General features: G+C 55.6%; 21 protein-coding genes and 1 riboswitch. Of the genes, 5 read left to right on the plus strand and 16 right to left on the minus strand.

All coding sequences use genetic code 11. The annotated features are described in order from the left end of the window. Nucleotide 1: 1 nt before the first annotated feature. The 10 genes from cydC to GYMC10_RS29930 all read right to left on the minus strand — a co-directional run bounded on the left by cydC (nt 2) and on the right by GYMC10_RS29930 (nt 13,970). The gene (gene cydC, locus GYMC10_RS29885) at nt 2-1,798 is read right to left on the minus strand and encodes a thiol reductant ABC exporter subunit CydC (protein ID WP_015737838.1); all 1,797 of its coding nucleotides are present in this window, start codon (nt 1,796-1,798) and stop codon (nt 2-4) included. After that, entirely contained in the window at nt 1,795-3,675 is a 1,881-nt protein-coding gene (cydD, locus tag GYMC10_RS29890; RefSeq protein ID WP_015737839.1) for a thiol reductant ABC exporter subunit CydD, read from the minus strand. Before cydD ends, cydC begins: the two co-directional genes overlap by 4 nt. Continuing rightward, entirely contained in the window at nt 3,675-4,691 is a 1,017-nt protein-coding gene (gene cydB / locus GYMC10_RS29895) for a cytochrome d ubiquinol oxidase subunit II (RefSeq protein WP_015737840.1), read from the minus strand. Before cydB ends, cydD begins: the two co-directional genes overlap by 1 nt. Next, a complete protein-coding gene (locus GYMC10_RS29900) occupies nt 4,678-6,081 on the minus strand; it encodes a cytochrome ubiquinol oxidase subunit I (RefSeq protein ID WP_015737841.1) in 1,404 nt (467 codons plus the stop codon). The genes cydB and GYMC10_RS29900 overlap by 14 nt, the downstream gene beginning before the upstream one ends. Before the next feature lie 287 nt (nt 6,082-6,368). After that, nucleotides 6,369-8,171 (minus strand): adenine deaminase, encoded by a 1,803-nt coding sequence (gene ade, locus GYMC10_RS29905; protein ID WP_015737842.1) that lies wholly within the window; start codon nt 8,169-8,171, stop codon nt 6,369-6,371. A gap of 350 nt (nt 8,172-8,521) precedes the next feature. Next, nucleotides 8,522-8,623, minus strand: a riboswitch (purine riboswitch). A gap of 107 nt (nt 8,624-8,730) precedes the next feature. Continuing rightward, entirely contained in the window at nt 8,731-9,309 is a 579-nt protein-coding gene (locus GYMC10_RS29910) for an NAD(P)H-dependent oxidoreductase (RefSeq protein ID WP_015737843.1), read from the minus strand. Between the two features lie 60 nt (nt 9,310-9,369). Next, complete coding sequence (locus GYMC10_RS29915) at nt 9,370-9,960, minus strand: TetR/AcrR family transcriptional regulator (protein ID WP_187293044.1); 591 nt, start codon at nt 9,958-9,960, stop codon at nt 9,370-9,372. 154 nt (nt 9,961-10,114) lie between these two features. Then, on the minus strand, nt 10,115-11,359 hold the full coding sequence (locus GYMC10_RS29920; RefSeq protein ID WP_015737845.1) for an MFS transporter: 1,245 nt from the start codon (nt 11,357-11,359) through the stop codon (nt 10,115-10,117). A gap of 128 nt (nt 11,360-11,487) precedes the next feature. Continuing rightward, entirely contained in the window at nt 11,488-13,254 is a 1,767-nt protein-coding gene (locus tag GYMC10_RS29925) for a sensor histidine kinase (protein ID WP_015737846.1), read from the minus strand. Further along, nucleotides 13,251-13,970, minus strand: coding sequence for a response regulator transcription factor (locus tag GYMC10_RS29930; RefSeq protein WP_015737847.1), 720 nt, complete (start codon nt 13,968-13,970; stop codon nt 13,251-13,253). Before GYMC10_RS29930 ends, GYMC10_RS29925 begins: the two co-directional genes overlap by 4 nt. 141 nt (nt 13,971-14,111) lie before the next feature. Here GYMC10_RS29930 and GYMC10_RS29935 point away from each other — a divergent pair, with 141 nt between their 5' ends. Further along, nucleotides 14,112-15,341: a DUF418 domain-containing protein gene (locus GYMC10_RS29935; protein WP_041622277.1), complete on the plus strand. Its 1,230-nt coding sequence runs from the start codon at nt 14,112-14,114 to the stop codon at nt 15,339-15,341. A 146-nt stretch (nt 15,342-15,487) separates the two neighbouring features. Continuing rightward, nucleotides 15,488-15,793 carry an antibiotic biosynthesis monooxygenase gene (locus GYMC10_RS29940; protein ID WP_015737849.1) on the plus strand — a complete coding sequence of 102 codons (306 nt, stop codon included), beginning with the start codon at nt 15,488-15,490 and terminating at the stop codon, nt 15,791-15,793. A 165-nt stretch (nt 15,794-15,958) separates the two neighbouring features. Here GYMC10_RS29940 and GYMC10_RS29945 read toward each other — a convergent pair whose 3' ends face one another. After that, nucleotides 15,959-16,417: a hypothetical protein gene (locus tag GYMC10_RS29945; RefSeq protein WP_015737850.1), complete on the minus strand. Its 459-nt coding sequence runs from the start codon at nt 16,415-16,417 to the stop codon at nt 15,959-15,961. A 140-nt stretch (nt 16,418-16,557) separates the two neighbouring features. Here GYMC10_RS29945 and GYMC10_RS32085 point away from each other — a divergent pair, with 140 nt between their 5' ends. Next, nucleotides 16,558-16,689 (plus strand): DUF4023 domain-containing protein, encoded by a 132-nt coding sequence (locus GYMC10_RS32085; RefSeq protein WP_009590359.1) that lies wholly within the window; start codon nt 16,558-16,560, stop codon nt 16,687-16,689. Nucleotides 16,690-16,788: 99 nt separating this feature from the next. On the opposite strand, the gene GYMC10_RS29955 is transcribed toward GYMC10_RS32085, so the two are convergent. The 5 genes from GYMC10_RS29955 to GYMC10_RS29975 form a co-directional block, all read right to left on the minus strand. Further along, nucleotides 16,789-17,130, minus strand: coding sequence for a DUF1801 domain-containing protein (locus GYMC10_RS29955; RefSeq protein WP_015737851.1), 342 nt, complete (start codon nt 17,128-17,130; stop codon nt 16,789-16,791). A gap of 89 nt (nt 17,131-17,219) precedes the next feature. Beyond that, on the minus strand, nt 17,220-17,618 hold the full coding sequence (locus GYMC10_RS29960; protein ID WP_015737852.1) for a VOC family protein: 399 nt from the start codon (nt 17,616-17,618) through the stop codon (nt 17,220-17,222). A gap of 122 nt (nt 17,619-17,740) precedes the next feature. After that, the gene (locus tag GYMC10_RS29965) at nt 17,741-19,003 is read right to left on the minus strand and encodes an RNA polymerase sigma factor (RefSeq protein ID WP_015737853.1); all 1,263 of its coding nucleotides are present in this window, start codon (nt 19,001-19,003) and stop codon (nt 17,741-17,743) included. Continuing rightward, nucleotides 19,003-19,434, minus strand: a complete 432-nt coding sequence (locus GYMC10_RS29970; protein WP_015737854.1) for a YciI family protein — start codon at nt 19,432-19,434, stop codon at nt 19,003-19,005. Before GYMC10_RS29970 ends, GYMC10_RS29965 begins: the two co-directional genes overlap by 1 nt. A 262-nt stretch (nt 19,435-19,696) precedes the next feature. After that, nucleotides 19,697-20,254, minus strand: a complete 558-nt coding sequence (locus GYMC10_RS29975; RefSeq protein ID WP_015737855.1) for a CGNR zinc finger domain-containing protein — start codon at nt 20,252-20,254, stop codon at nt 19,697-19,699. Between the two features lie 191 nt (nt 20,255-20,445). Between GYMC10_RS29975 and GYMC10_RS29980 the strand changes: the two genes are divergently transcribed. Further along, on the plus strand, nt 20,446-21,615 hold the full coding sequence (locus tag GYMC10_RS29980) for an epoxide hydrolase family protein (RefSeq protein WP_015737856.1): 1,170 nt from the start codon (nt 20,446-20,448) through the stop codon (nt 21,613-21,615). Between the two features lie 83 nt (nt 21,616-21,698). Continuing rightward, nucleotides 21,699-22,253, plus strand: a complete 555-nt coding sequence (locus GYMC10_RS29985) for a DNA topology modulation protein FlaR (RefSeq protein ID WP_015737857.1) — start codon at nt 21,699-21,701, stop codon at nt 22,251-22,253. Nucleotides 22,254-22,270: the final 17 nt, after the last annotated feature.

A 22,270-nucleotide genomic window follows, 5' to 3' on the forward strand; every position in this document is an offset into this window, starting at 1 on the left:
TCTATACCGCCGGACGATCCAAACGGTACAAGTTCCGATACCGCGGATATCGCTCCATCAGCTCATCATGGGTGCCCCGCATAACGATTCGACCGTCTTCCATGAAGAGGATCTCATCCATGCGCTCCACGCCGACCAGATGATGCGTCACCCAAATCAAGGTGCGGTCCTGCAGGCTGGCGAATATGGTGGACAGCAGTTCCCGCTCGGTCTTGGGATCCAGCCCGACCGTGGGCTCATCCAGAATGACAACGGGCGTCCTCTGCAGCAGGATTCGGGCCAAAGCCACGCGCTGGCGCTCTCCTCCGGAGAAACGCTGCCCGGCTTCCTGCATGCGGGTGCCAAGTCCTGCCGGAAGGGAGGCTACCAGCGGTTCAAGCCGTGCCATGGCGGCGGCGTCCCGGATTTCAGCCTCCGTGGCGTCCGGGGATCCAAGCCGAATATTGTTCGCAAGCGTTGTGTCGAACAAGTGCGGACTCTGGTTCAATACCGAAATGACGGAAGAGATCTCATCGCCGAAACGCGCAGACTCCACGCCGCCTAGGGTAAGGCTTCCTCCCGATGGCGCCAACACGCCCTGGATCAGCTGCAGCAGGGTCGATTTGCCGGCACCGGAGCGTCCGATGACGGCTACCTTGGCGCCGGGAGCAATATCCAGCGACACATCGGTTAATACAGACGCCTCCCTGTCCACGCCGGATGGTTCCAGCCTCGATGGGCCGTCTGCCCCCTGATCATAGCGGAAGCTGACGCCGTCCGCCTTCACATGAACGCCGCGGCTTATGATGGATTCCACCTCTGCCTTATCCAGCATCTGCGGCAGGTCCTGCCGCCCTTCGGAGGCATCCGCGCTTTCAATCGCCCGGAGCCTTGCGACCGATTGGCCGTACTGCGGAATCCGCTCAACGGCTTCGGACACCGGCAGGAATGCATCCATTAACGGGAACACAACCAGCACAAAAGCCGCGATCAGCGTAACGTCGATGGCACCGTCCGCATACTGCCGTCCCGACCAATACACCACCGAGACCACCGTCACGGCAACCACGCCTTGACCGATAAAGGCGCGCAAGCGCGACCAGCGCTTAAGCGAGCGGTCGGTCCGGTCCACCTCGGCTTCATCCGCCTCATAACCGGTCAGGAATTCCGCCTGCCGGCCGCTGACGTACCATTCATGAATGCCCAGCACCGCGTCGGTCAGCTTCCGGTAGAGGTGGCTGCGGGCCTGTTTCACTTCCCGATTCTTCCGTTTGGTGAGCAGCAGCGAGATCAGCGGCAGCACCAGAATCAGCACCGCTATATACAGTGCGAGCAGAAGGGCGAATGCCGGATCAAACTGGCCGACGGCCAGAATGACCCCGGCATATAACACAAGCGCAACAATCGATGGAAAGACCGTCCGGATGTAGACGTCCTGCAAATACTCGATATCATCGGACAGCACGCCCAGCAGATCCCCGGTGCGATACCGGGAGGATAAACGGAGGGCTTGCGGTTCCAGAATGCGGTACAGCCGAAGCCTCATGCGGGACAGGATGCGAAGAATCGTATCATGCCCCACCAGGCGCTCCACGTAATGGATCACCGCCCGTCCGATGCCGAAGGTGCGAACCCCTACGGTCGGCACGTACACCATCAGGATGTTTTCCGGACGCAGGGCGGATTTGGAGATCAAATAACCGGATGTGAACATGAGCATCCCGGCAAACAAAATGGTGAGCACGCCCAGCGTGACAATGAGCAAAAAGCGCCAGAAATTTGCCGTTACATAGGGTCGAAACCACGATTCCTGCTTCATTGTACTCCCTCCATCTGCGATGTCATCAGTCCGTAATAGACGCCCTGTCGTGCCATAAGCTCCTCGTGGGTTCCCGTTTCCGCAACGCGCCCCTGGTGCAGAACGATGATATAATCCATATCCTGCATCCAGTGAAGCCTGTGCGTCGCCAGAAATACCCATTTGTCTTGAAAAAGGGACAGCATCGTCTCCTTCAGCTCGTATTCCGTCTCAATATCCAGATGCGCCGTCGGCTCATCCAGCAGCAGAACCTGCCGGCCGCCGAGCAGCGCCCTGGCCAAAGCCACGCGTTGTGCCTGGCCGCCGCTCAAAGCGCGTCCGCCGCCGCCGATCATCTCCGCAAGTCCGCCCGGCAAGCTTTTTACCAGCTCCGACAGACCAGCCGCCTGTACCGCCGCCTCCACTTGAGCCCTGGACGCCTCCGGCGCGTAAAAGCGCACGTTCTCCTCCAAGGTTGCCCCGAACAAATACGGCTGCTGCGGCATATAGGTGACCTCCGACCGCCACTCGCGTCGGTTCGATTCTTCAAGCATCATGCCATTCAGCGCTACCGCTCCGGATGTTGGCGCCATGAAGCCGCCTAACAGCTCGATCAGCGTGGATTTGCCGGCTCCGCTCTCCCCGACGATGCCGATCTTGCGTTGTCCCGGTATTCGGAAGGTGACGTCCTCCAATGACGCCGGCCCTTGTTCTTCGTGTCTGAGACCGATGCCGGAGAGCTCCAGCACGCTGCCCTTTTCCCATCGGAATGGTGGCTGCGGTCTGCGGCTGGGATCCGAGAAATTATTTTGAATTTTAAATGTTAGGCCCGTTGGGGTCCGTTTCATCGTTTCTGCCGCCGGGGTTTTAAGCACGCCCGTTGGCTCAAATAGACCCGTTCCGCTGACCGAACTCTCCGCAGCAACAGGACCCGTGCTTCCGTCCGAATGCCCCTTCCGGGCTTCCCGGATGATGGATTGCATCGCTTCCCCTGCCTGCTTGCCGTCCAGCGTGGCGTGGAAGTCCGCACCGACCATGCGCACCGGCAGGAAATACTCCGGTGCGAGGATCAGGATGAGCAGCGCGGGCAGCAGCTCCAGGCTGCCGTTAATGAGGCGCAGGCCCAGGTTGACCGCAACCGACGCCACGGACAGCATCGTAAAGAAATCCAGCGCAAAAGAGGACAGAAACGCCACGCGCAGCGTCCGCATGGTAGCTGCACGATACCCCTCGCTGACCTGCTGTATGCTCGCGCCGTGCTTGCGGCTCTGTCCCAGAAACTTCAGGGTGGTCAGCCCTCTCAGCGAATCCACGAAATGATTGGACAGCATCCGGTAGGAATCCAGCTGCCGCTCGGTCTGCTTTCTCGCGGCAAGTCCCACGAGAATGAGAAACACGATCAGGATCGGCATGGTCACCAGCAGAATAATGCCCGAGATCCGGTCCGTCATGAAAACGTACAGCCATACCAGCGCCGGGGTAATGCCCGCCCCCATCATGCGAGGTATGGTCAGCTCCGCATATTTGCGGAACTTGCCGATGCCCTCCAGCACAAGCGTAACCACATTGCCTGTTCCTTCCGACCGGACAAAGGACGGCCCGTTCCGAAACAGCTCCTCCAGCAGCTGCTTTCTCAGGCTCGTCCCCGTCTCCTCGGCAAAGCGCTGCGCGATTCCTTGCTGCACGACCGAGACCCCGTGGCGTGCCAGAAATGCAAGCAGGAACAAGGCAATGGTCTCCCCCTGCTCATGCAGCGTTGATCCCGCAAACAGGGCGGAAATGGCTTCCGCCAGCCATTTGGCTTGCAGAAGGATGGCCATGCTCTGTGCCAGGGTACATGCGGCGACAAGGAAGAATACCGTCTTGGCGCCTTTGTATCCCAGCAGATCTTTTCCCATCAGTACTCCAGATGCTCCTTCTCATGTACCCGTTTGTGGAAAACGAAGTAACTCCAAATTTGATAGCCCAAAACAAACGGCAGCAGCGATACGGCCACAATCGTCATGATCTTGAGGGAATACGGTCCGGAGGCCGCATTATAAATGGTCAGGTCAAATGCAGCGTTGATGGAGCTGACCATCACGCGCGGGAACAAGCCCACGAACACGGACGTTACCAAGAGTGCGATGACCGCGCCGGTCATCCCGAAAGCCCAGCCGTCCCGCTTGACGTTCATGAAATATCCGCCCAGCAGGAATGCAAGCAGGGCCAGCACCAGCAGGACGGTTAACCCCACGCCGCGCTTCTCGAAGATATCGGTCATGAAATACGTCATCACCCCGAACGCCACGAACAGGGCCGCAACAGGAATCAGGAGTCTCCGGGCCATGCGGCGCGCCCGTTCCTGGAGATCCCCCAGCGTGCGCAGCGTCGTGAACATCAAGCCATGCAGCAGGCAGAGCATCACCATCGTCAACCCGCCGACCACGGTATAGAGATTCACGACATCGAAGAATCCGGCATGCAGCTGCATCTCTTCGTTAATCGGAAGCCCCTGGATCAGGCAGGCAAACACTACGCCGAGCAGGAATGGCGGAAGCACGCTTCCGGTGAAGATTGCTCCGTCCCATACCCGTTTCCAGCGGACATCGCCCACCTTGCCGCGGAATTCAAATGCCACGCCGCGCCCGATCAAGGCCAGCAGAAGAAAGACAAGCGGAATGTAGAACCCGCTGAACAGCGTGGCATACCAGTTCGGGAAGGCCGCGAACATCGCGCCGCCCGCCGTCAGCAGCCAGACCTCGTTGGCGTCCCAGAACGGGCCGATCGAGTTGATCAGCACCCGGCGCTGGGTATCGTTTTTGGCCAGCAGCTGCGTGGACATCCCGACTCCGAAATCGAAGCCCTCCAAGAAGAAGAACCCGATAAACAACACGGCGACGAGCACAAACCACAGTTCGTTAAGAGACAGCATTGTAGTCCTCCTTATTAAACGGATCGCTTGCGTGGTGATCGTCTTCCTCCGCCGCATACGGTCCTTTCTTAATGACTTTGATGAACAGATAGGCCATCACGGCTGCCAGCACCGCATAAATGGCGGTAAACATGATGAGCGAGAACAGGATCGAGCCTGCGCTTACGTTCGGCGAAACGCTGTTCTCCGTGGTGATCAGCCCGAATACCGTCCAAGGCTGGCGGCCGATCTCCGTCATGATCCATCCCGACGTGTTGGCGATGAACGGCAGGGAAATGCCAAACAGCATCAGTCTGAGGAACCATTTGCCGGCCTTCTCGACTTTTTTGCGCAGCATCAGCCACGCTCCGTACAATCCCATGAGGATCATGACGCTGCCGGCGGCCACCATAATCCGGAAGCTCCAGAAGGTGGTGCGGACCGGCGGAATATAGTCTCCAGGGCCGTATTCCTGCTCATACTGGGCTTGCAGCTCCTTCATCCCGATGACTTCGCCGGAAAATTTGCTGTAGGACAAGAAGCTGAGCAGATACGGGATTTTGAATTCTATCGTGTTCTCCTGCTTATCCGGATCGATGGCCGCAATGACCGTCCAAGGCGCGGGATCGTCGCTCGTTTCCCACAAGCTCTCGGCGGCGGCCATCTTCATCGGCTGCGTATCCACCAGATACTGCGCCTGCTGGTGGCCGAATACCGCAACCAGAATGGAGGTGATGAGACCCACCACGATGGCGATGTGGAATGATTTTTTGAAGAAATCCAAATCCTGCTTCTTCAGCAGTTTATACGCGCTTACCCCCGCTACCAGGAAAGCCCCGGTTGCCAGTGCCCCGAAGATCGTGTGCGGAAATTCCACCAGCAGCTGACCGTTCGTGATCAGCGCGAAGAAATCGTTCATCTCCGCCCGTCCATTGTTGATCTCAAAACCGACCGGACGCTGCATGAACGAGTTCGCTGCCAGGATCCAGAAGGCGGACATCAGGGTGCCGAAGGACACCAGCCAGATGCTGAGCAGATGGACCTTCTTGGATAACCGGTCCCACCCGAATATCCATAGCCCGATAAACGTCGACTCAAGGAAAAACGCCAGCAGGGCTTCGATCGCAAGCGGTGCGCCGAACACGTCCCCGACAAAGCGCGAGTAATCCGACCAGTTCATCCCGAACTGGAATTCCTGCAGAATCCCTGTCACAACCCCGACTGCAAAGTTGATCAGGAACAGCTTTCCCCAGAACTTGGCCATTTTCTTGTAGACTTCCTGGCCCTTGACAACATACATCGTCTCCATGATGGCGATCAGAAACGCCAATCCGATGGATAACGGTACGAAAATAAAGTGAAAAATGGTTGTCGATGCGAATTGAATTCGCGCCAGCATAACCGGATCCATAAAAGATACCCCTTCCTTTAGCTCACGTGATCACTTCAAATTTGATTCTTTTTGTATTGTCGCAGACCGCGTCCTAAAGGATTGTGATAAACATCACAATATAATGGCCGAAATAGGTGAAAAAGTTATCAATTTGTGACGAAAATCACTAAGTAGGTAATGGATTATGTGAGGATTATCCATGGGAGCGTGGCTTGCGGCATCCACTCACAGGCTAAGCCCAGTATTTACGCACCAAAAAAGCAGGTTAGCTATGTAGGCCAACCTGCTTTAATGTATGTGCCACCTTATTGAACCGGACCGATCTCCGTCTCGATGAGCTTGAATTCAGTCACGTCCGCGATCCCGCGATTGGTAATGCGGATCTCCGGAATGACCGGAAGCGCAATGAGCGAGAACGTCATGAACGGCGCATGGATGGAGCAGCCGAGCTGTTTCCACGCTTCCTCCAGGGCAGCGACTTCCTCGGCCACGACCTCGACTGGACGGTCCGCCAGCAAGCCCGCAATCGGCATCGCCACCTTCGCCAGCACCTGGCCGTTCTGCACCACGATCATGCCGCCTCCGCATGCTGCCAGCTCGTTCGCCGCAAGCGCCATATCCTCGGCGTTCGTGCCCATCACAAGCAGGTTGTGGCTATCGTGCGCCACCGTGGAAGCAACCGCGCCGGACTGTAGTGCGAAGCCGCTCGCAAAGCCGAGCGAGATTTGCCCGGTTGCGCCGTGGCGCTCGATGCATGCCAGCTGAACCACGTCTTGGCCCAGGTCCGGCTGGATGACGCCCTGCTCCACGGCGAGCACCGCGGTCATTTTGGCGGTACGGGCACTGTTCTCGATGACGCGCACCACGTTCACTTCCGTACGCGCCGCATCGAACTTGCTGCGCAGCAAAAAGTCGTCGGCGGTAAGCGAACGCTGCAGCCGAACCGATTGAAAGGCCTTTTCCGGATACGAATACGCCGGGAACGCCTTCACGAGACGGCCGTTCTCCGCGACCACTTCGCCGTCCGTGATCACCACCGAAGGCACCATGCTCTTCAGATCGTCAATGAGCAAAATATCAGCCGTTTTGCCTGGTGAAATGCTGCCGAGCTCCATATCCATGCCGAAATATCGAGCCACGTTGATCGTGCCCATCTGGATCGCCGTAACCGGGTCCACGCCCTCCTCCATGGCGCGGCGGACCACATGGTTCATATGGCCGAGCCGCAGCAGCGTCTGCGGATACACATCATCCGTGACCAAGGAGATATTGTCGGTACGTACCTTGTCCTCCGTTACCACCTTAATCACTTCCTTCACATCCTGCCAAGCCGAACCTTCGCGGATCATCAGATGCATACCGAGGCGAACCTTTTCCAAAGCCTGCTCTCTCGTTACGGTCTCATGATCGGAGCTGACGCCGGTTGCCAGATAGGCTTGTAGCATCCGGTCGTCCTCTGCCGGAAAATGCCCCGTCACCGTCTTGCCCGCACGCAGCGTGGCTTCGATCTCTCCGCTCATGGTCGGATCGCCGTATACGACGCCCGGGAAGTTCATCACTTCGCCAAGCCCCGCGACGCCGGGCCAGGTCAGCCCTTCCTCGATATCGGCTACGCCCAACTGCGCCCCGGCATCCTCCAGATCGAACGTCGCCGGTACGCAGGAAGGAATGGTGGTGAACACCTTCATCGGCAGCTGCTGCCCTTCCTCGTGCATCCAGCGCACGCCCTCCATGCCGAACACGTTGGCGATCTCATGGGGATCCATATAAACCCCGGTCGTTCCCGTAACGATGGCCGCTTTGGCAAACTCCGTTACGGTCAGCATCGTGCTCTCCACATGCATATGGCCGTCCAGCAGACCCGGCGAGATGAAGCGCCCATTCGCTTCGATCACCTGCGTCCCCTCTCCGATCGTATGATCGGCGCTGCCGATATAAGCGATGCGCCCGCACGCCATCGCCACGTCTATCCGTTCCTGAAGCTCGCCCGTAAACACATTGACCAGCGTGCCGTTTTTGATGACCAGATCGGCTGGCTCTTGTCCTAAAGCAACCTTCCCCAGCTGCCGGCTGACCTCGTATCGTTTCTGTCTCTGGATTGAACTCATGATGATTGCACGCTCCCCTTTTTTTAGATATCAGAAAGTATAAACTCGGAAGCTTGTGACTTCCTAATCTCGCAATAAAAACTTCTTCTTACTGCGGTCGTCGGTAGACGTTTTTCTTATAATGAACCTGTAAAAGCACAAAATCGATCTTGCGTAACACGCCAAACAACCCGGACAGCGTATCTGCCCGGGTTGCCTGCAACTATATCCATTGAGGAAGAGAAGTCCGCGCGGCAGCCATGCATTGCTAATAGTCTGCACATCACCCCATCCGTTAAAACGTGCTTAGATCCCATTTCAGGCGATCTTGCAGCCCGGCTTCGATGTTTATGCAAAGCCGGGCTTGGGGAGCGGATTCTCAACCTTCATGTAGTCAAGTCATTTACGGTAACCTGGTAGAAACGCCTGGGCCCTATTCCCCGGCATATACATCAAGATTTGATTTTGAACACATGACCCATTCAATTCTTTGGTCGTTTCATTTGTTGTATGAATTATAATCCTCCTGCCCGAGAAGTCAAGCCATTGGAAGGAACTGCACATCGCCCCTACTACCCGATCAAGCCAATTTCCGTCCCATTCTCTGCACGCGCCTGAGCCATTGGCTTCTTGCCGTCTCGGGCATTTTGCGAAGCTGGGTAATGTTCGTGGCACGGACGGTACCCACGCCGCAGAACTTCAGAATGGAATGCTTCATCATCTGATGTCCCGGCTGTCCGAGATAGAACCGGTAGTAAACGTACGGCGAATCCATCGTGACGATCAGACGGGCCGTCTTCCCTTTGAGCAGCTGCTCCGGCAAAGGCGAGTTCCGGCGGTACTTAAAGGCGAATCCCGGCAGAAAAACCCTGTCGATGAACCCTTTGAGCAGCGCCGGCATGCCGCCCCACCAATTCGGGTACACAAACACCAGATGGTCCGCCCAGGCAATCAGCTCCTGTGCTTCTTGCAGATCGGGTTCGAGCGGTTGCTTGCCCTTATAACCGCCGGACAGGTTCAGGTCAAACTCCATCTCCGCAAGCACCAGCTTCCGCACCTCCGCTCCGGATTCGCCCGCCCCCCTTGCATAGGCCTCCGCCAGGTGACGGCCATAGCTGTTTTCAATGGGATTGCCTTGGATGATTAAAACCTTTTTCATATGCGTCCTCCCCCTAATAATTTGGTTAACATTCACTAACCTGATGGCAAAAAGAAAAGGTCACGCCTGACCTTTTTCCAAACCGGTTAATGCCAATAAATGCGCCGTTACTTCAGGTGCCAGCGGAGACAGCGGTTCTTCCAGCTCCCCCTGCATCGTGGATATCGCAAGCTGACTGAATGCACCGATGATCAGAATAGCCGTTAACCGTGTATTCTGCGGCGGAATATCCCGCTGCAGCACCGCTTGCTCGAGCAGCTCCTCCAAAGCATCAAGCGGTTGGCGTCCCCTGCTCTTGACTACCTCGGTAAACAGCTCGTGATGCTGAGACAATAGCAGCAAGCCGTATTTATCCTCGTCATACGATTCCAGTACTCGGTTTACGAGAGCCGATAGCCTCTCCGCGAACGGGCCGGGCCGGGTAGCATATTCATCCACCAAGCGCGTATAACTGCCGCAATATTCGTCGAACGCCTCCGCGGCAACGGCATCCTTATTCGTAAAATGCTTATAAATCGCCGCATCCGTCACGCCTGCCGCCGCGCCGATCTCCTTCACCGATACGCCGTCCACGCCCTTCTCGGCAAAGAGCTTCATGGCTGCCTGCAAAATTTCCTTCTTCTTGCTGTCGAAATGAGGTTTCTTTTTCATGCTCATATCATAAGTGAACACTAACCAAATTGCAATAAGTGGCACAAAAAAAGACCCCCAAGACTTAGGGCGCCTCTCTTCGTGCGTACTCTTTACGTTTCGTATATATCGCTAAAGACGCATGCCCGTCTTGGGCTTGGCCCTCCTATCCAAGCTAAACCCCCGCTTCGATGGGAGCGGCCTTTACCTTGTTGCTGTACAGCAGCATGAGCGGAATGCTGATGACAAATGCGCCGGCCACGAGCAGGAACGGTATTCTCGGATCGATGCCGTACGCCCAGCCGCCAATGATGCCGGAAGGCGAAATGACGATGAGGATGAGCACCTGGAGCAGCGCGAATATTTTGGCGCGGTTCTCGTCGTCGATGGCATTGGCCACCGCCGTCTCCAGATACGGATATGTCATCATCGTGCCGAATGCGGCAATGACGGTGCTCAGGCTCAGCACCAGCAGATCTCCTTGCGGTGCAAACACCAGCATGACATTGGACAATACCGAGATGACAAAGCCCCATACCATCGTCCGGTGCACGTGCCGCTCCCCGATCCGGGGCATGATCCACCGCATGAATATCAGCATAATGACGGAGGAGAAGGCTGGAAAAACGGAGATCAGGCCGCTGCCCAAATGCAAATATTCCACCATGAAGATGGAGACGTAGGTTGTCTTCACCGTCATCTGAAAATTAAACAGGATATAAACGCCGAAGATCATCAGCAGCAGCGGGTTTCCCAGCATGCTCTTCATCACCTGGACATAGTCGGACATCCCTTCCCGCAGGCCCATCGCCTTCGTTTCCTTCATTTTGCGGTATCCGATCTCCGTCTCCCTTGTCGCATAATGGCGTCCGATGAACTGGATCGTCATCAGGATGCAGGCAAGGACGAACATGATGCGCACCCCGGGCACAAGCGAGAAATGATACACCAGCAGCCCGCCGAGCGGTGCAAACAATCCGCCGACGACGCTAATCAGCTGCAGCAGCGTAAAGACATAGGTACGCTCCTTCGGCGCCGTATCCTCCACCAGCAAACAGTAAAAGGCGGTATGCGGCACCTTTTGAAAGCCGTTGATGACGGCGGCGATCACAAAAAACCAGAAGTTCTGGGAGACTGCCCAGAGCAGCGTGGCCACGCTCCAGCTCAGCACATCGAAGTAAAGGAGCGCTTTTTTTCGGCCCAAACGGTCCGTTAAATACCCGCTGAGAAACGAGGACAGCACCTGCACAAGCAGACCGATCGAGGTAATCCAGCCGATCCCCGTCTCGGTTACCCCCAGTTGGTACATGTAGATGGAGGTGTACGTCGTGAACATGCTGTAAGGGATTAGAAACAGCGGCTCGTAGACGAGACAGCCCCGCGCATTGCCGGTCAATTGCCGAAACGAAGTTGAACCCATAATATCCTCCGGACATGAAGTATAATCGTTGCCTAGCCATTATAGCGCACCCGGGGCGGGAGCAGGATAGGAAAGTTGCAGGATTTTTGAAGCGATTGGAAATCTGCGGATCCAAGCCCCAGGCTACGCTACCCGCGCGAACTCGGCCCCTCATCTTCTTGCGCCGCAGCCTCAGGCAAAAGAACGGTAATGGTGGTTCCCCTGCCCACCTCCGACCATACGCTTACACGGCCCCGATGCGCCTCGACAATCGCTTTCGCAATGCTCATCCCGAGTCCCGAGCCGTCCATGCTCTCTTCGGTATTCGTTCCCCGGTAGTAACGCTCGAACAGATTGCAGCGGGTCTCTTCATCCATCCCCACGCCTTGGTCCGCAACCACGATCGCCGCGCCGCGGGGACGCCTTTCCACCCGGACCTCAACATTTACCCCATCCGGATTATGCTTCACGGCATTCGTGATCAGGTTATCCATTAACCGCTGCAGCCACTTGGCATTGCCGTCGACGGGCAGCTCCTCCTCGCCGCCGATATAGTTGAAGTTGGCATCCAGCGTGGCATCGTTGACGTATTTCAGCACGCAGCGGCGCACCAGCTCATTCAGGTCAAGCCGGATCAGCTCTTGCGGCCGGATTTCGCTTCTCAGACGGAAGACGAGCGAGAAGTCATTGATCAGCTCCAGCATGTAGTCGCCTTTCTCCCGGATCACGGTTCCCATCTCCCGCAATTCTTCCTGGCTCCAATCCTGCGGCGCGCTCTCCAGCATATAACCGTAGCCCTGAATGGAGGATAACGGCGTGCGCAGGTCATGCGATATCCCGGACATCCATTCTTCCCGATTTCGATCGAGCCGCTCCCGTTCCCGTTCGGTTTCAGCCAGCTGCTCCGCCATTTTATAAAAGGAATGGATGACTTCCTTGTACAGCTTGTAGCGCATGCGCAGCTTTCCACTCTTGCGGAATACCCGCTTCCGGTCCTTCGGCGTCAGCACTTCCTCATAAGCTCCGCTGCCCATCCGCTCGAACCATCCGGTAAACAGCAGCAGCGGACGGCTGTACCGGTATCCATGCCATATCGCCACCCCAAGCGACAGCACAAGCACGCAGATCATCGTCCAGAGCGCCACGCGGATCAGCTCGTTCATCATTGGCCGTTTCTCCAGCGCCCCGTCCTGAGGCGTGTGATATACCCAGGTGTTGCCGCTGTCCGCATCGCGGTAAACCGCGATATGCGTGGAATACGTGCCCGGCTGCTCCTGCATGGTGATGATCTCCAGCGGGTGGTAGCTCGCCTTATTGTCGGAACCCGTCCCAATCGCTTGGACAACGCGTCCGTCCCGATCAATCACATGCAAATAACCGCCTAGATCGGCCAATTCGCGTCCCAACTCGGCCTCATCCTCCGGTCTCACCTTTCCGCCGTCCTGAAAACGGGCAACCCATTCCCGAAGATGATCCGAGCTCTCATCGATGCGTCCGATCAGAAACAATAGCGGCTCCTCATAGGTCAGATCCATCTGCCAATCCATCGTGTACTCGCCGAGGCGGCGTTTCTCCTTGATCTCAAGCAAGGTGCTCACCGAGTACGCCAACGGAACATCCGAAGCCGTGTTCGTGGAGTGAATCACGTTTCCCTCCATATCCACCACCTGAAGCCACATGTCCTTCTCCTGGAGCAGAAGCTTCCAATATTCCTCCAGCTGCACCTCGCCATTCTCCGTCACCGTCTCGGTCACGATGCTGTTCAAGACGCCTGTCGGAAAGTTGCGCTTGATCTCATCGTCGCTGATATGTTTGATCAGGAAGAATAAGAGCACGATTAGAAAGCAAAACATAAACGCCGAGAATGCAATTAATTGGTATGTAAAATGGAAGGCAAGCCTTCTGCGCAGCCTCATCGCGCTTTCTCCTTGATCAGCTTGTAGCCAAGCCCCCGGACCGTCAGCAGATACTGCGGGTTGCTCGGATCCTCCTCGATGCGCTCGCGGATGCGGCGGATATGCACCATGACGGTGTTGTCCTCGCCCATGCCGTCGATGCCCCACACCGCTTCGTACAGCTGCGACTTGGAGAATACGACCCCGGGATGCTTGCAAAAATACAGCAGCAGCTGAAAGACCTGCGCCGGACAAGGCACGGGCTCTCCCAGCACCGTCAGTTCGCCTGCGGATTCGTCGACTTTGAACCGGCCGAAATCCCATGCGCGCTGAATCGCCTGCTGCTCTGCCGCAGCAGCCGGTCCAAAGCCGCCCCGGCGCAGACGCGCCTTGATCCTTGCAGCGATCTCCAGCGGATTAAAGGGCTTGGTGACATAATCGTCCCCGCCCATCGCAAAACCGGTCAGCACATCCAGATCCGACGCCTTGGCCGTCAGGAACAGGATGTGCGGACTGCCATAGGAACGGATCTGCGGACAGAGGTCAAATCCCGTGCCGTCCGGCAGCATGACATCCAGCAGCACGATATCCGCTCCGTGCGCAGCGATTTCGCTGAGCGCTTCCTTGCAGCTGGAAGCCGTGTATATTCGGTTAAAGCCTTCCTTGCGCAGCACCATCTGCAGCATTTTCACAATGGAAGGTTCGTCGTCTACGATTAGAATTCGCGTTTGATCCATTTTATCCTCACCCGACATTTATGCTAGCACAGCAACCTTAACAGGAGTTAAACAAATGCTGGAAGTGTTAAGAAAAAGTTAGGATGCCGTTTCCGAGTTATTTCGTTTGGAGCTTTATACTTGGTGTCAGAGGTGATTGACATGAATTCAAATAAACGTTCGACCGCCGTGGATGCGATTCGCGGCTTGAGCTTGCTCGGCATCCTGATGGCCAATATGCTTATTTTCCAGTACGGCATGTTCGGCAAAGACGAGCTGCATTTCTTCCAGCCTTCCACGCTGGACCTGATCAGCCATGACATGCTCAAGGTATTCGTAGAGGGCAGCTTCATGCCTATCTTTACGTTCCTGTTCGGCTACAGCATAATCAAGATGCGGGAAAGCCTGATCGGCAAGGGGCTTAAATACGGACGCAGCTTCTTTCGCAGGTCGGTTCTTCTGATCGTACTCGGACTGCTGCATTCCATATTCATCTGGGAAGGCGATATTCTGCTGTTCTATGGGGGGATCGGCCTCTTCCTGGTGCTGTTTGTGAAACGGAAGGCCAAAACGATTTTGATCTGGGGCATTCTCTTGCTCGCGCTGATGGCCGTCTTGGGGTACGGCTCCATGGAGCCTGCGGCAGGCGAAGCGGAGCGCATGGAGAACTATGTGAAGCAGTCCATCGAAGTCTACGGCAGCGGCACGTATAGCGAGATCCTAAACTTCCGGTCAACCGAGGAAATGCCCATCGACCTCCCGGACTGGCTGATGCTGCTGGTGATCCTGATTGCCCCTCTCATGAGCGCGCCGATGTTCCTGTTTGGCATGGTCGCCGCGAAACGCGGGCGCTTCCTCCATCCGTCCATGGAGATCAAGCTGTATTTAAGATGGTCGCTGCTCATTCCGGTCGGGCTTGGACTGAAAACCGCAGGCGTTATGCTCGAATCCACGAACAACTGGAGCGGCGTCCTGATGATGCTCGGCGGCCCCCTGCTCGCGCTGGGGTATCTGCACCTGTTCGCCTCCCTGTACGCCTTCTCGTCCAAACAATCGGTGGTGATTCGGGCGTTTGAAGCGGTGGGACGAATGTCGTTAACGAACTATCTGACCCAAAGCGTTGTATGCGTGTTGATATTTTACGGATTCGGATTGGGCATGTTCGGCAAACTCGGCGTGCTGCAAGGAGCGCTGCTGGCGATCCTCATCTATGCCGTACTGGCAACGGCCAGCCTGCTCTGGTTGAAACGGTTCCGCAGCGGACCGGTTGAACGGCTGCTCCGTATAGGCACCTACTGGTCGTGGAGCGGAAGGGCACAACTTAAAACGGCGGCCCCGGCTTCCGCCGTACCTGCGGCAGAGCTCCCGGCTGAAGGTCCCCCCGCGAACTGAGCTTTCCTTCTCTTCGGGCATGAAGCCAGGTTATCCCGGTCCCCTGAGATGAAATCGGTTCCTTCGTTCATGTATAATGGACGTACAAGAAAGAACAAGACATGTCGGGAATTATTCCGTTCATAAACCGAAGGAGGATCACGTATATGCTGGTTGTTACAAACTCGATCAAGGTCAAACCGGGCTTCGGACAAGAAATCGCGCAGCGCTTCACTGAAGCGAAGGGCGTTCAGGAGATTGAAGGATTCGTGCGGATGGAAGTATGGCATGAAGCCAAGGAAGGTGCAGAGGCCGAGGAACTGAAGATCTCTACGGTATGGGAAGACGAGGAAGCGTTCAAGCGCTGGACTTCCAGCGAATCGTTCCGGCAATCCCACGGTCAGGGCCGCAACGAGAATATTTTGGGTGCATCCTTGAACAAATACGAGCTGCTGATCAGTCACAAGAAGTAAGCGAGACGTTGGATCCGGCAGCCGGATTCAGGCTGTCTTTAGACCCCTGCGAACAAGATGCAGCCCGGGCATTGGCCCGGCTGGATCTTTTTTTTGCGTATAATTGACCGTTTGGCATCCATTCCGCAAGCTGACGGATTCGCGGCAAAGCTCCCCACGGGGAAGTTATTCGTTAAACGTTAATCCCGGCAGCAATTCGGGGTTATGGGAGCGTCCCAGCTCCACCATGTACGCGTTCAGTTCGGGCAGCTCCGGGCCTGCCAATATATACGACTCCCCATCCACCTCAAACTCGCTCGCCACGCGAATCTGCTGCTCGCCCTGCACGACATCCATAAAGAACAGAAACCCTGGTTCCTCGTTACCCGCCATCCGTTTGGCTTGAAGGGTATCCACCCGCTTCATGATCGGCTCAATGTCCTGTTCCTGGTCGAGCACCATCCGCGTGCCATCCCCATACACGACTTGAATGGCTTTTACCTTCGCTGCGTCCAGCTTCATCAGTTTCTTGACCGAATACAGTCGTTGGTCCGCGGATCCGGTATCCTCGTTAATTCCGCTGCAGCCGGCGATACCCAGAACAACGAGCATTCCCACCATGATCAACACGAGTTTACTGGACATCCTTCATCCCCCCAATACGAAAATCTCACAATCCCTACCCGTTCCAGAGTCTTCAAAATCTTCAAATAGGATCACAACGAAATGGTTATATTAAGCACGATCAGGCAAGCAACATTCTATATGAAAGGAGTCTATATCCTATGGAAAGCACGCATGATTTCGTGGAAAAAATGAATGAGAACGCGGAGAAAGCCCGTCGCAACAAAGAGAATCACGGCAAAGGAACGCCAAGCGACAAGCTGCCAACCAAACAGCACGGCACCAAGAAATAGAATGACGTTTACCGCGATCCTCCTAGGATCGCGGCTTTAGATGCCGGGGCGCTCCTGCGGTACGGTTACTACCCGTGTCGCACCCCTACTACATATGGATTACAGGCCTACGGATGCCTGCTTCAGCAAGGAAGCCAGCGCTGCATAGTCGACCTGCTGCCCGGCCGATATTTTGATGGTCTTCCGCTCAGGCGGCCCCTCGAACAGCGTCTCGGGCCATTCCAGCCCTTCCGCATTGAAAATCGTAAAGCTCACGGCGCTCTTGGCGACGCTGATCACCGCCGCGTATTTTCCGTTTTTCAGAAAATGCGGCTTTTTATATTGAAGCCGTTCCGCGACGTCCGGGATCGTATTGTGCACGAGCTCCCGAAGCCGCTCGCTGACTTCGACCTTCCAGGTATCGCTGATGGCTGCCATGTAATCCGTTACCTCTTGATTCATCTTATTGGCTCCTTCTGTATCGTAGTATGGTATTTTTCAAATGGATATGGATTTCCGTTTCGGATTGCTGCTTCCGGGAGCTCTAGTACTCAAGCCCGATGAACCATCTGCCAGGTCATGCCGTACCGGTCTACCACTTCGCCGTAATAGGCTCCCCAAGGCTGCAGGGCAAAAGGATACTTCTCGGTCCCCCCGTCGCTGAGATTGCGATAAGCTGCGCGGGCTTCTTCCTCGTTATCGAACGTGATGGCCAGCCCCATGCTCGTGCTCTTGCCGGTTTCTTGAAAAGCGTCGGAGAGAATCAGCTGATTGCCGCCGGCCAGCGTTAACGACATATGCATGACTTTATCCTGATGGGCTTCCGGTATTCCCGGCATGTCTTTGAATGTAGTCAATAAACCGATCTCTCCGCCAATCGCCTGCATGTAGAATTCGGCCTGGCCTCTTGCATCCTCGGAAATAATAAAAGGTACCATTTGTGCTTGCATGTTCATCTTCCTCTCGGTTCGATTTTTTTGTTTTATATCTAAATGACGAACGGGATTTGACGTAATCGACATGAATTTCATATTTTTTTCGGAATTTTTTAAAAATTTTTCTGAAGCGCATCTTAAGAGCCTGCTGACAGGCATTCTGCCGCTCGGTCAAGGAGCAGCGCCCGCTCCCTCTGGTTATCCGTCAGCGATGCGGCCAGCTTGAACTCCGCGCCGGCTTCGTTCAGGCGACCCAGCTTAAAGAGCAAGTCACCCCTCACGCTCGGGAGAAGATGATACCCCTTCAAGGCAGGCTCGCTTCGCAAAACGTCCACGATCTCAAGCCCGATCTCCGGGCCGAAAGCCATGGAGAGGGCCACGGCCCGGTTCAATTCCACGATCGGCGAGGGAGAAACCTGCGCCAATGCCTCGTACAGCGCGGAGATCCGAATCCAGTCGGTCTCTGCGGCACTCGGCGCTCCGGCATGGCATGCGGAGATGGCTGCCTGAATAGCGTAAGGCCCGGTCATTCCGCCCAACCGCTCGATTCGCTCCAGAGCGGCAAACCCGCGCCGGATCAATAAATAATCCCATAATGCCCGGTTCTGGTCCATGAGCAGCACAGGCTCGCCCTGCGCATTGACCCGTGACTTGAACCGGGAGGACTGAAATTCCATCAACGCGACCAATCCGTGCACCTCGGCCTCCGTCGGCGCAATCTCCGCCAGCACCCGTCCGATCCGAAGCGCTTCCTGGCACAGCAGCGGACGAATCCACTGGCTGCCCGATGAGGCGGCGTATCCCTCATTAAACATGAGGTAGATGACCTCGAGGACTGATGCTAATCGCTGCTTCAGTTCGGTTCCCTGGGGAATCTCGAATGCAACCCGGGTCGCGGACAGCGTCCGTTTGGCACGAACGATTCGCTGCGCGATCGTCGGTTCCGGCACAAGATAAGCGCGGGCGATCTCCGATGTCGTCAATCCGCCGAGCAGACGCAGCGTCAGGGCTACGCGCGCCTCGGGGGACAGAACCGGATGGCAGGTCATAAAGATCAGCCGCAGAAGATCGTCGTTCACTTCTCCCGCCTCCGGCACCTCCATATCCGAATCCATTCGGGAATCCATTTCGCGTCCCAACAGCTCATACTTCCGATCGCGCACCTTATTCCGGCGCAGCAGGTCCAGCGCTTTGCGCTTTGCCGCGGTCATAAGCCATCCGCCGGGGTTATCCGGTATTCCGTCATTCGGCCACCGTTCCAGCGCGGCAATGAGCGCATCCTGAGCCAGATCCTCGGCGAGGCCGATGTCACGGACCATCCGGGTCAGGTAGGCAATGATTTTGGAAGATTCGATTCTCCAGATGGCCTCGATCGTACGATGGGTATCGGCCGCCGACATTACGTATTCTGCCTTTGGATGTGTTCGCGCATTTCAAATTGTTTGGCCTGCGCTTCCGGGTCCTGCGTTAACTCTGTCGGTTCGAATACCTGACGGAGCTCGATCTGCCCCGCGCCGAAGCCGTGCGGATCGGGCATGCGTTTGGCCCACTCGATCGCCTCTTCCCTCGTTTTCACTTCGATCAAGGTGTACCCCGCGATCAGTTCCTTCGCTTCCGTAAAGGGACCATCGGTGATTTTCGGCTTGCCTCCCGGCTCCGGATAAGAAATCCGGATGGCGCCCGAGCTTGGATGGAGCCCATCCGCAGCAAGCAGCACGCCGGCCCTCGCCAGCTCCATGTTGTACCTCATCATGGCATCCAATTGCTCTGCGCTTGGCAGCACGCCGGCCTCGGAATCCTCGGTTGCTTTCACGATCATCATAAATCTCATGTTTCTTCCCCTCCTGGTTATCGTTGCTTTCGCTTAAATTTTTCGTCCTATGTTTAACCAACGAATAGAGTTTCCCCTAATCGACAAACGCTTCACATTTTTCAATAAAAAAAATAATAAGTAACAACCATTTCGTTATTGGACCGTGTATTCCTGTTGAAAACGTTCGACTCCACGAAAAAAAGACCGATCAAGACAAACGCTTGATTGGTCGATGGAGGGGCGATGATCCTTATCCAAGCCCGTTCCTATGGCAGGCAGTTCATCCCATGGACTTCGCCCGCTCCCGATACGTCTTATTTTTTGCCCGATTGCCGCAGGCCTTCATTGAGCACCACTTGCCCGTTCCCGGCCTGGAGCGGTCAACGAATACCCACTGGCAATCCGCGGCTGTGCACACTCTCAATCTGTTCCACACGTTGTTCTCACGAAGCCGGAATACCAGAATCAGCAGCCGGGCCAAGCCCCCTCTTCCTTGTGCATCCACTGGCTCAATGGCGTCAGAGGCTTCACTGAAGCGATAGGCGAACCGGAATCGGCCGGCTGCACGGTTTAACGCTTGAAAGCCGGCTTCCTTATGGTCATGTATATTATTCGGAATGGCTGCCCTTAAGCCGCCACGCAGATCGCGGGCCAAAGCCAGATCCTCTTCGGATATGGTGTCCCGTTTCAGAATAAAGCCGTTTTTTAACAGCCATGTACGCAGATCGTCCGCGGTAGAAAGCAGCTCCAAACCCGGGTCCCCCTCATACCGCATCCGTTTATCATGGGTGTTGATAAAATCGGCGATGATTTCGAGCTGCTCAAATTCATTTCCCACAACAAACAAACCTCCTATTGATTTCCCTATAACAAACCAGTAAAGTGTATTTATCGGTTAGCTAACCATTTATAATATTTTAATGGTCATCACATTAAAAGAAAGCACCCCTGCTCCATTTTTATCTATTCTGCTGCAAGTCTGCTGGTATCAGTATACCAGACTCCCATTCTTCCTAAGAGGTGAAGCGAATGAATATCCAACCGTTTTCTTTTCAAATCGAGTCCGCTGCCATCGACGATTTATATCGGCGCCTGGACATGACCCGGTGGCCTGACGAAATCCCCGGCGGAAATTGGAATTATGGCATCCCCCTTGATTTCATGAAGGACATGGTCGCCTACTGGAGGCATGAATTCGATTGGGGAGCCTTCCGGCGCTCCATTCAGGCTTATCCGAATTATATCGCCCAAATCGATGGAATCGATATTCACTTTATACATATCAAAGGCAGCGGCGAACACTCCGTCCCGCTCCTCATTGCTCATGGTTGGCCGAGCTCCTTCTATGAAATGCTGGAACTTATCCCATATCTTATGAATCCTGGGCAATTCGGCGGTCATGCGGAAATTTCCTTTGACGTTGTCATACCGTCTATCCCGGGCCATGGGTTCTCCGGCATTCCTCTGCGTCCGGGCTTTGAGGACCGTCAGGCCGGGGAACTGCTCATGAAATTAATGACAGGGCTTGGTTATGAACGATTCGGCGCACATGGCTACGATATCGGTGCCAGCATCCTCGGACTTATGTGTCTTGACCATCCCGACCGGTTCATCGGCTATCATACCACCTCGCCTGGGAACCCAAGTCCCTATGCGGATTCGTCTTCCACGCTGTCCGACGAGGAGACCGCGTTCCTCGAATATCAGAAGCAATGGGAACGCGAGGAGGGCGCTTACGCCCATATCCTGGGCACACGTCCGCAGACCGCGGCCTATGGTTTGCATGATTCGCCCGTAGCGCTGGCCGCGTTCATTCTGGAAAAATGGCACTACTGGACCTCTCCCGAGGATGATAACGTCTTGCAGCATTTCAGCAAGGAGCAGCTCATGGCCAACGTCTCCATTTACTGGCTGACCCAGAACATCAATGCCTCGAACCGTTATTATTATGAAGGCAAGCATACGAGATGGCCGGGGCCCGAAGAGTTTTCGCCTGTACCGCACGGAGTCACCTTAACCGCTCAGCGGAATGAGCGTCCGCCCCGGACATTCGTGGAGCGGATATTTCCGAATGTGATCCGCTGGAAGGACCTGAATGCGGGTGGGCATTTCATTGCCGCGGAACAACCCTCCTGGATTGCCGAGCAAATCACAGCCTTCTTCAAGCAGATTTGCGATACGCCGCAGGAGGCACTATAATTTTACGACTAACGAAACAAGGACATCCCCGCTCCGGTACCGAAATGATTAACTACCATTTCTCATGAATGCGGTGATCTCTTATGGACACTAAGATCCCGAACCGGATCCATATTATCGGCTCCGTCGGCAGCGGCAAGACAACGCTTGCCCGGAAGCTGTCCGCCCAGTTTAATCTCCCTTATTACGAGCTCGACAATGTCTTATGGGAGCGGGCCCAGCCGGACGATATCAGGAGGAGTGAGGCGGATCGGGACGCGCTATTGCTAAGCATCGTGAACACGAATGGCTGGATCATCGAGGGCGCTCATCTGAAATGGGTCAGCCCCAGCTTCCGCCATGCGGATCTCATCGTTTTTCTGAACCCGTCCTACTCCACCATAACCTACCGGATCATCACAAGGTTCATCAAGCAACGACTGCGACTTGAACAAGCGCACTATACTCCTACTTGGGACATGCTCAAAAAAATGTTCGATTGGAGCGCCTCCTATCAGCGGGAGGGCAGATATCAGATCCAGGACACGCTTGCGGATTATCCCGGCAAAGTGGTCGTCGTGAGGAGCCATGAACAACTCATGCAGGAGCTTAAGCAGCGGATGCCCTCCATAGAACACCAAGAAAGGACCTCCGGTTAACCGGAGGTCCTTCCCGC

The organism is Paenibacillus sp. Y412MC10 (assembly GCF_000024685.1).
GTDB lineage: Bacteria > Bacillota > Bacilli > Paenibacillales > Paenibacillaceae > Paenibacillus_AQ > Paenibacillus_AQ lautus_A.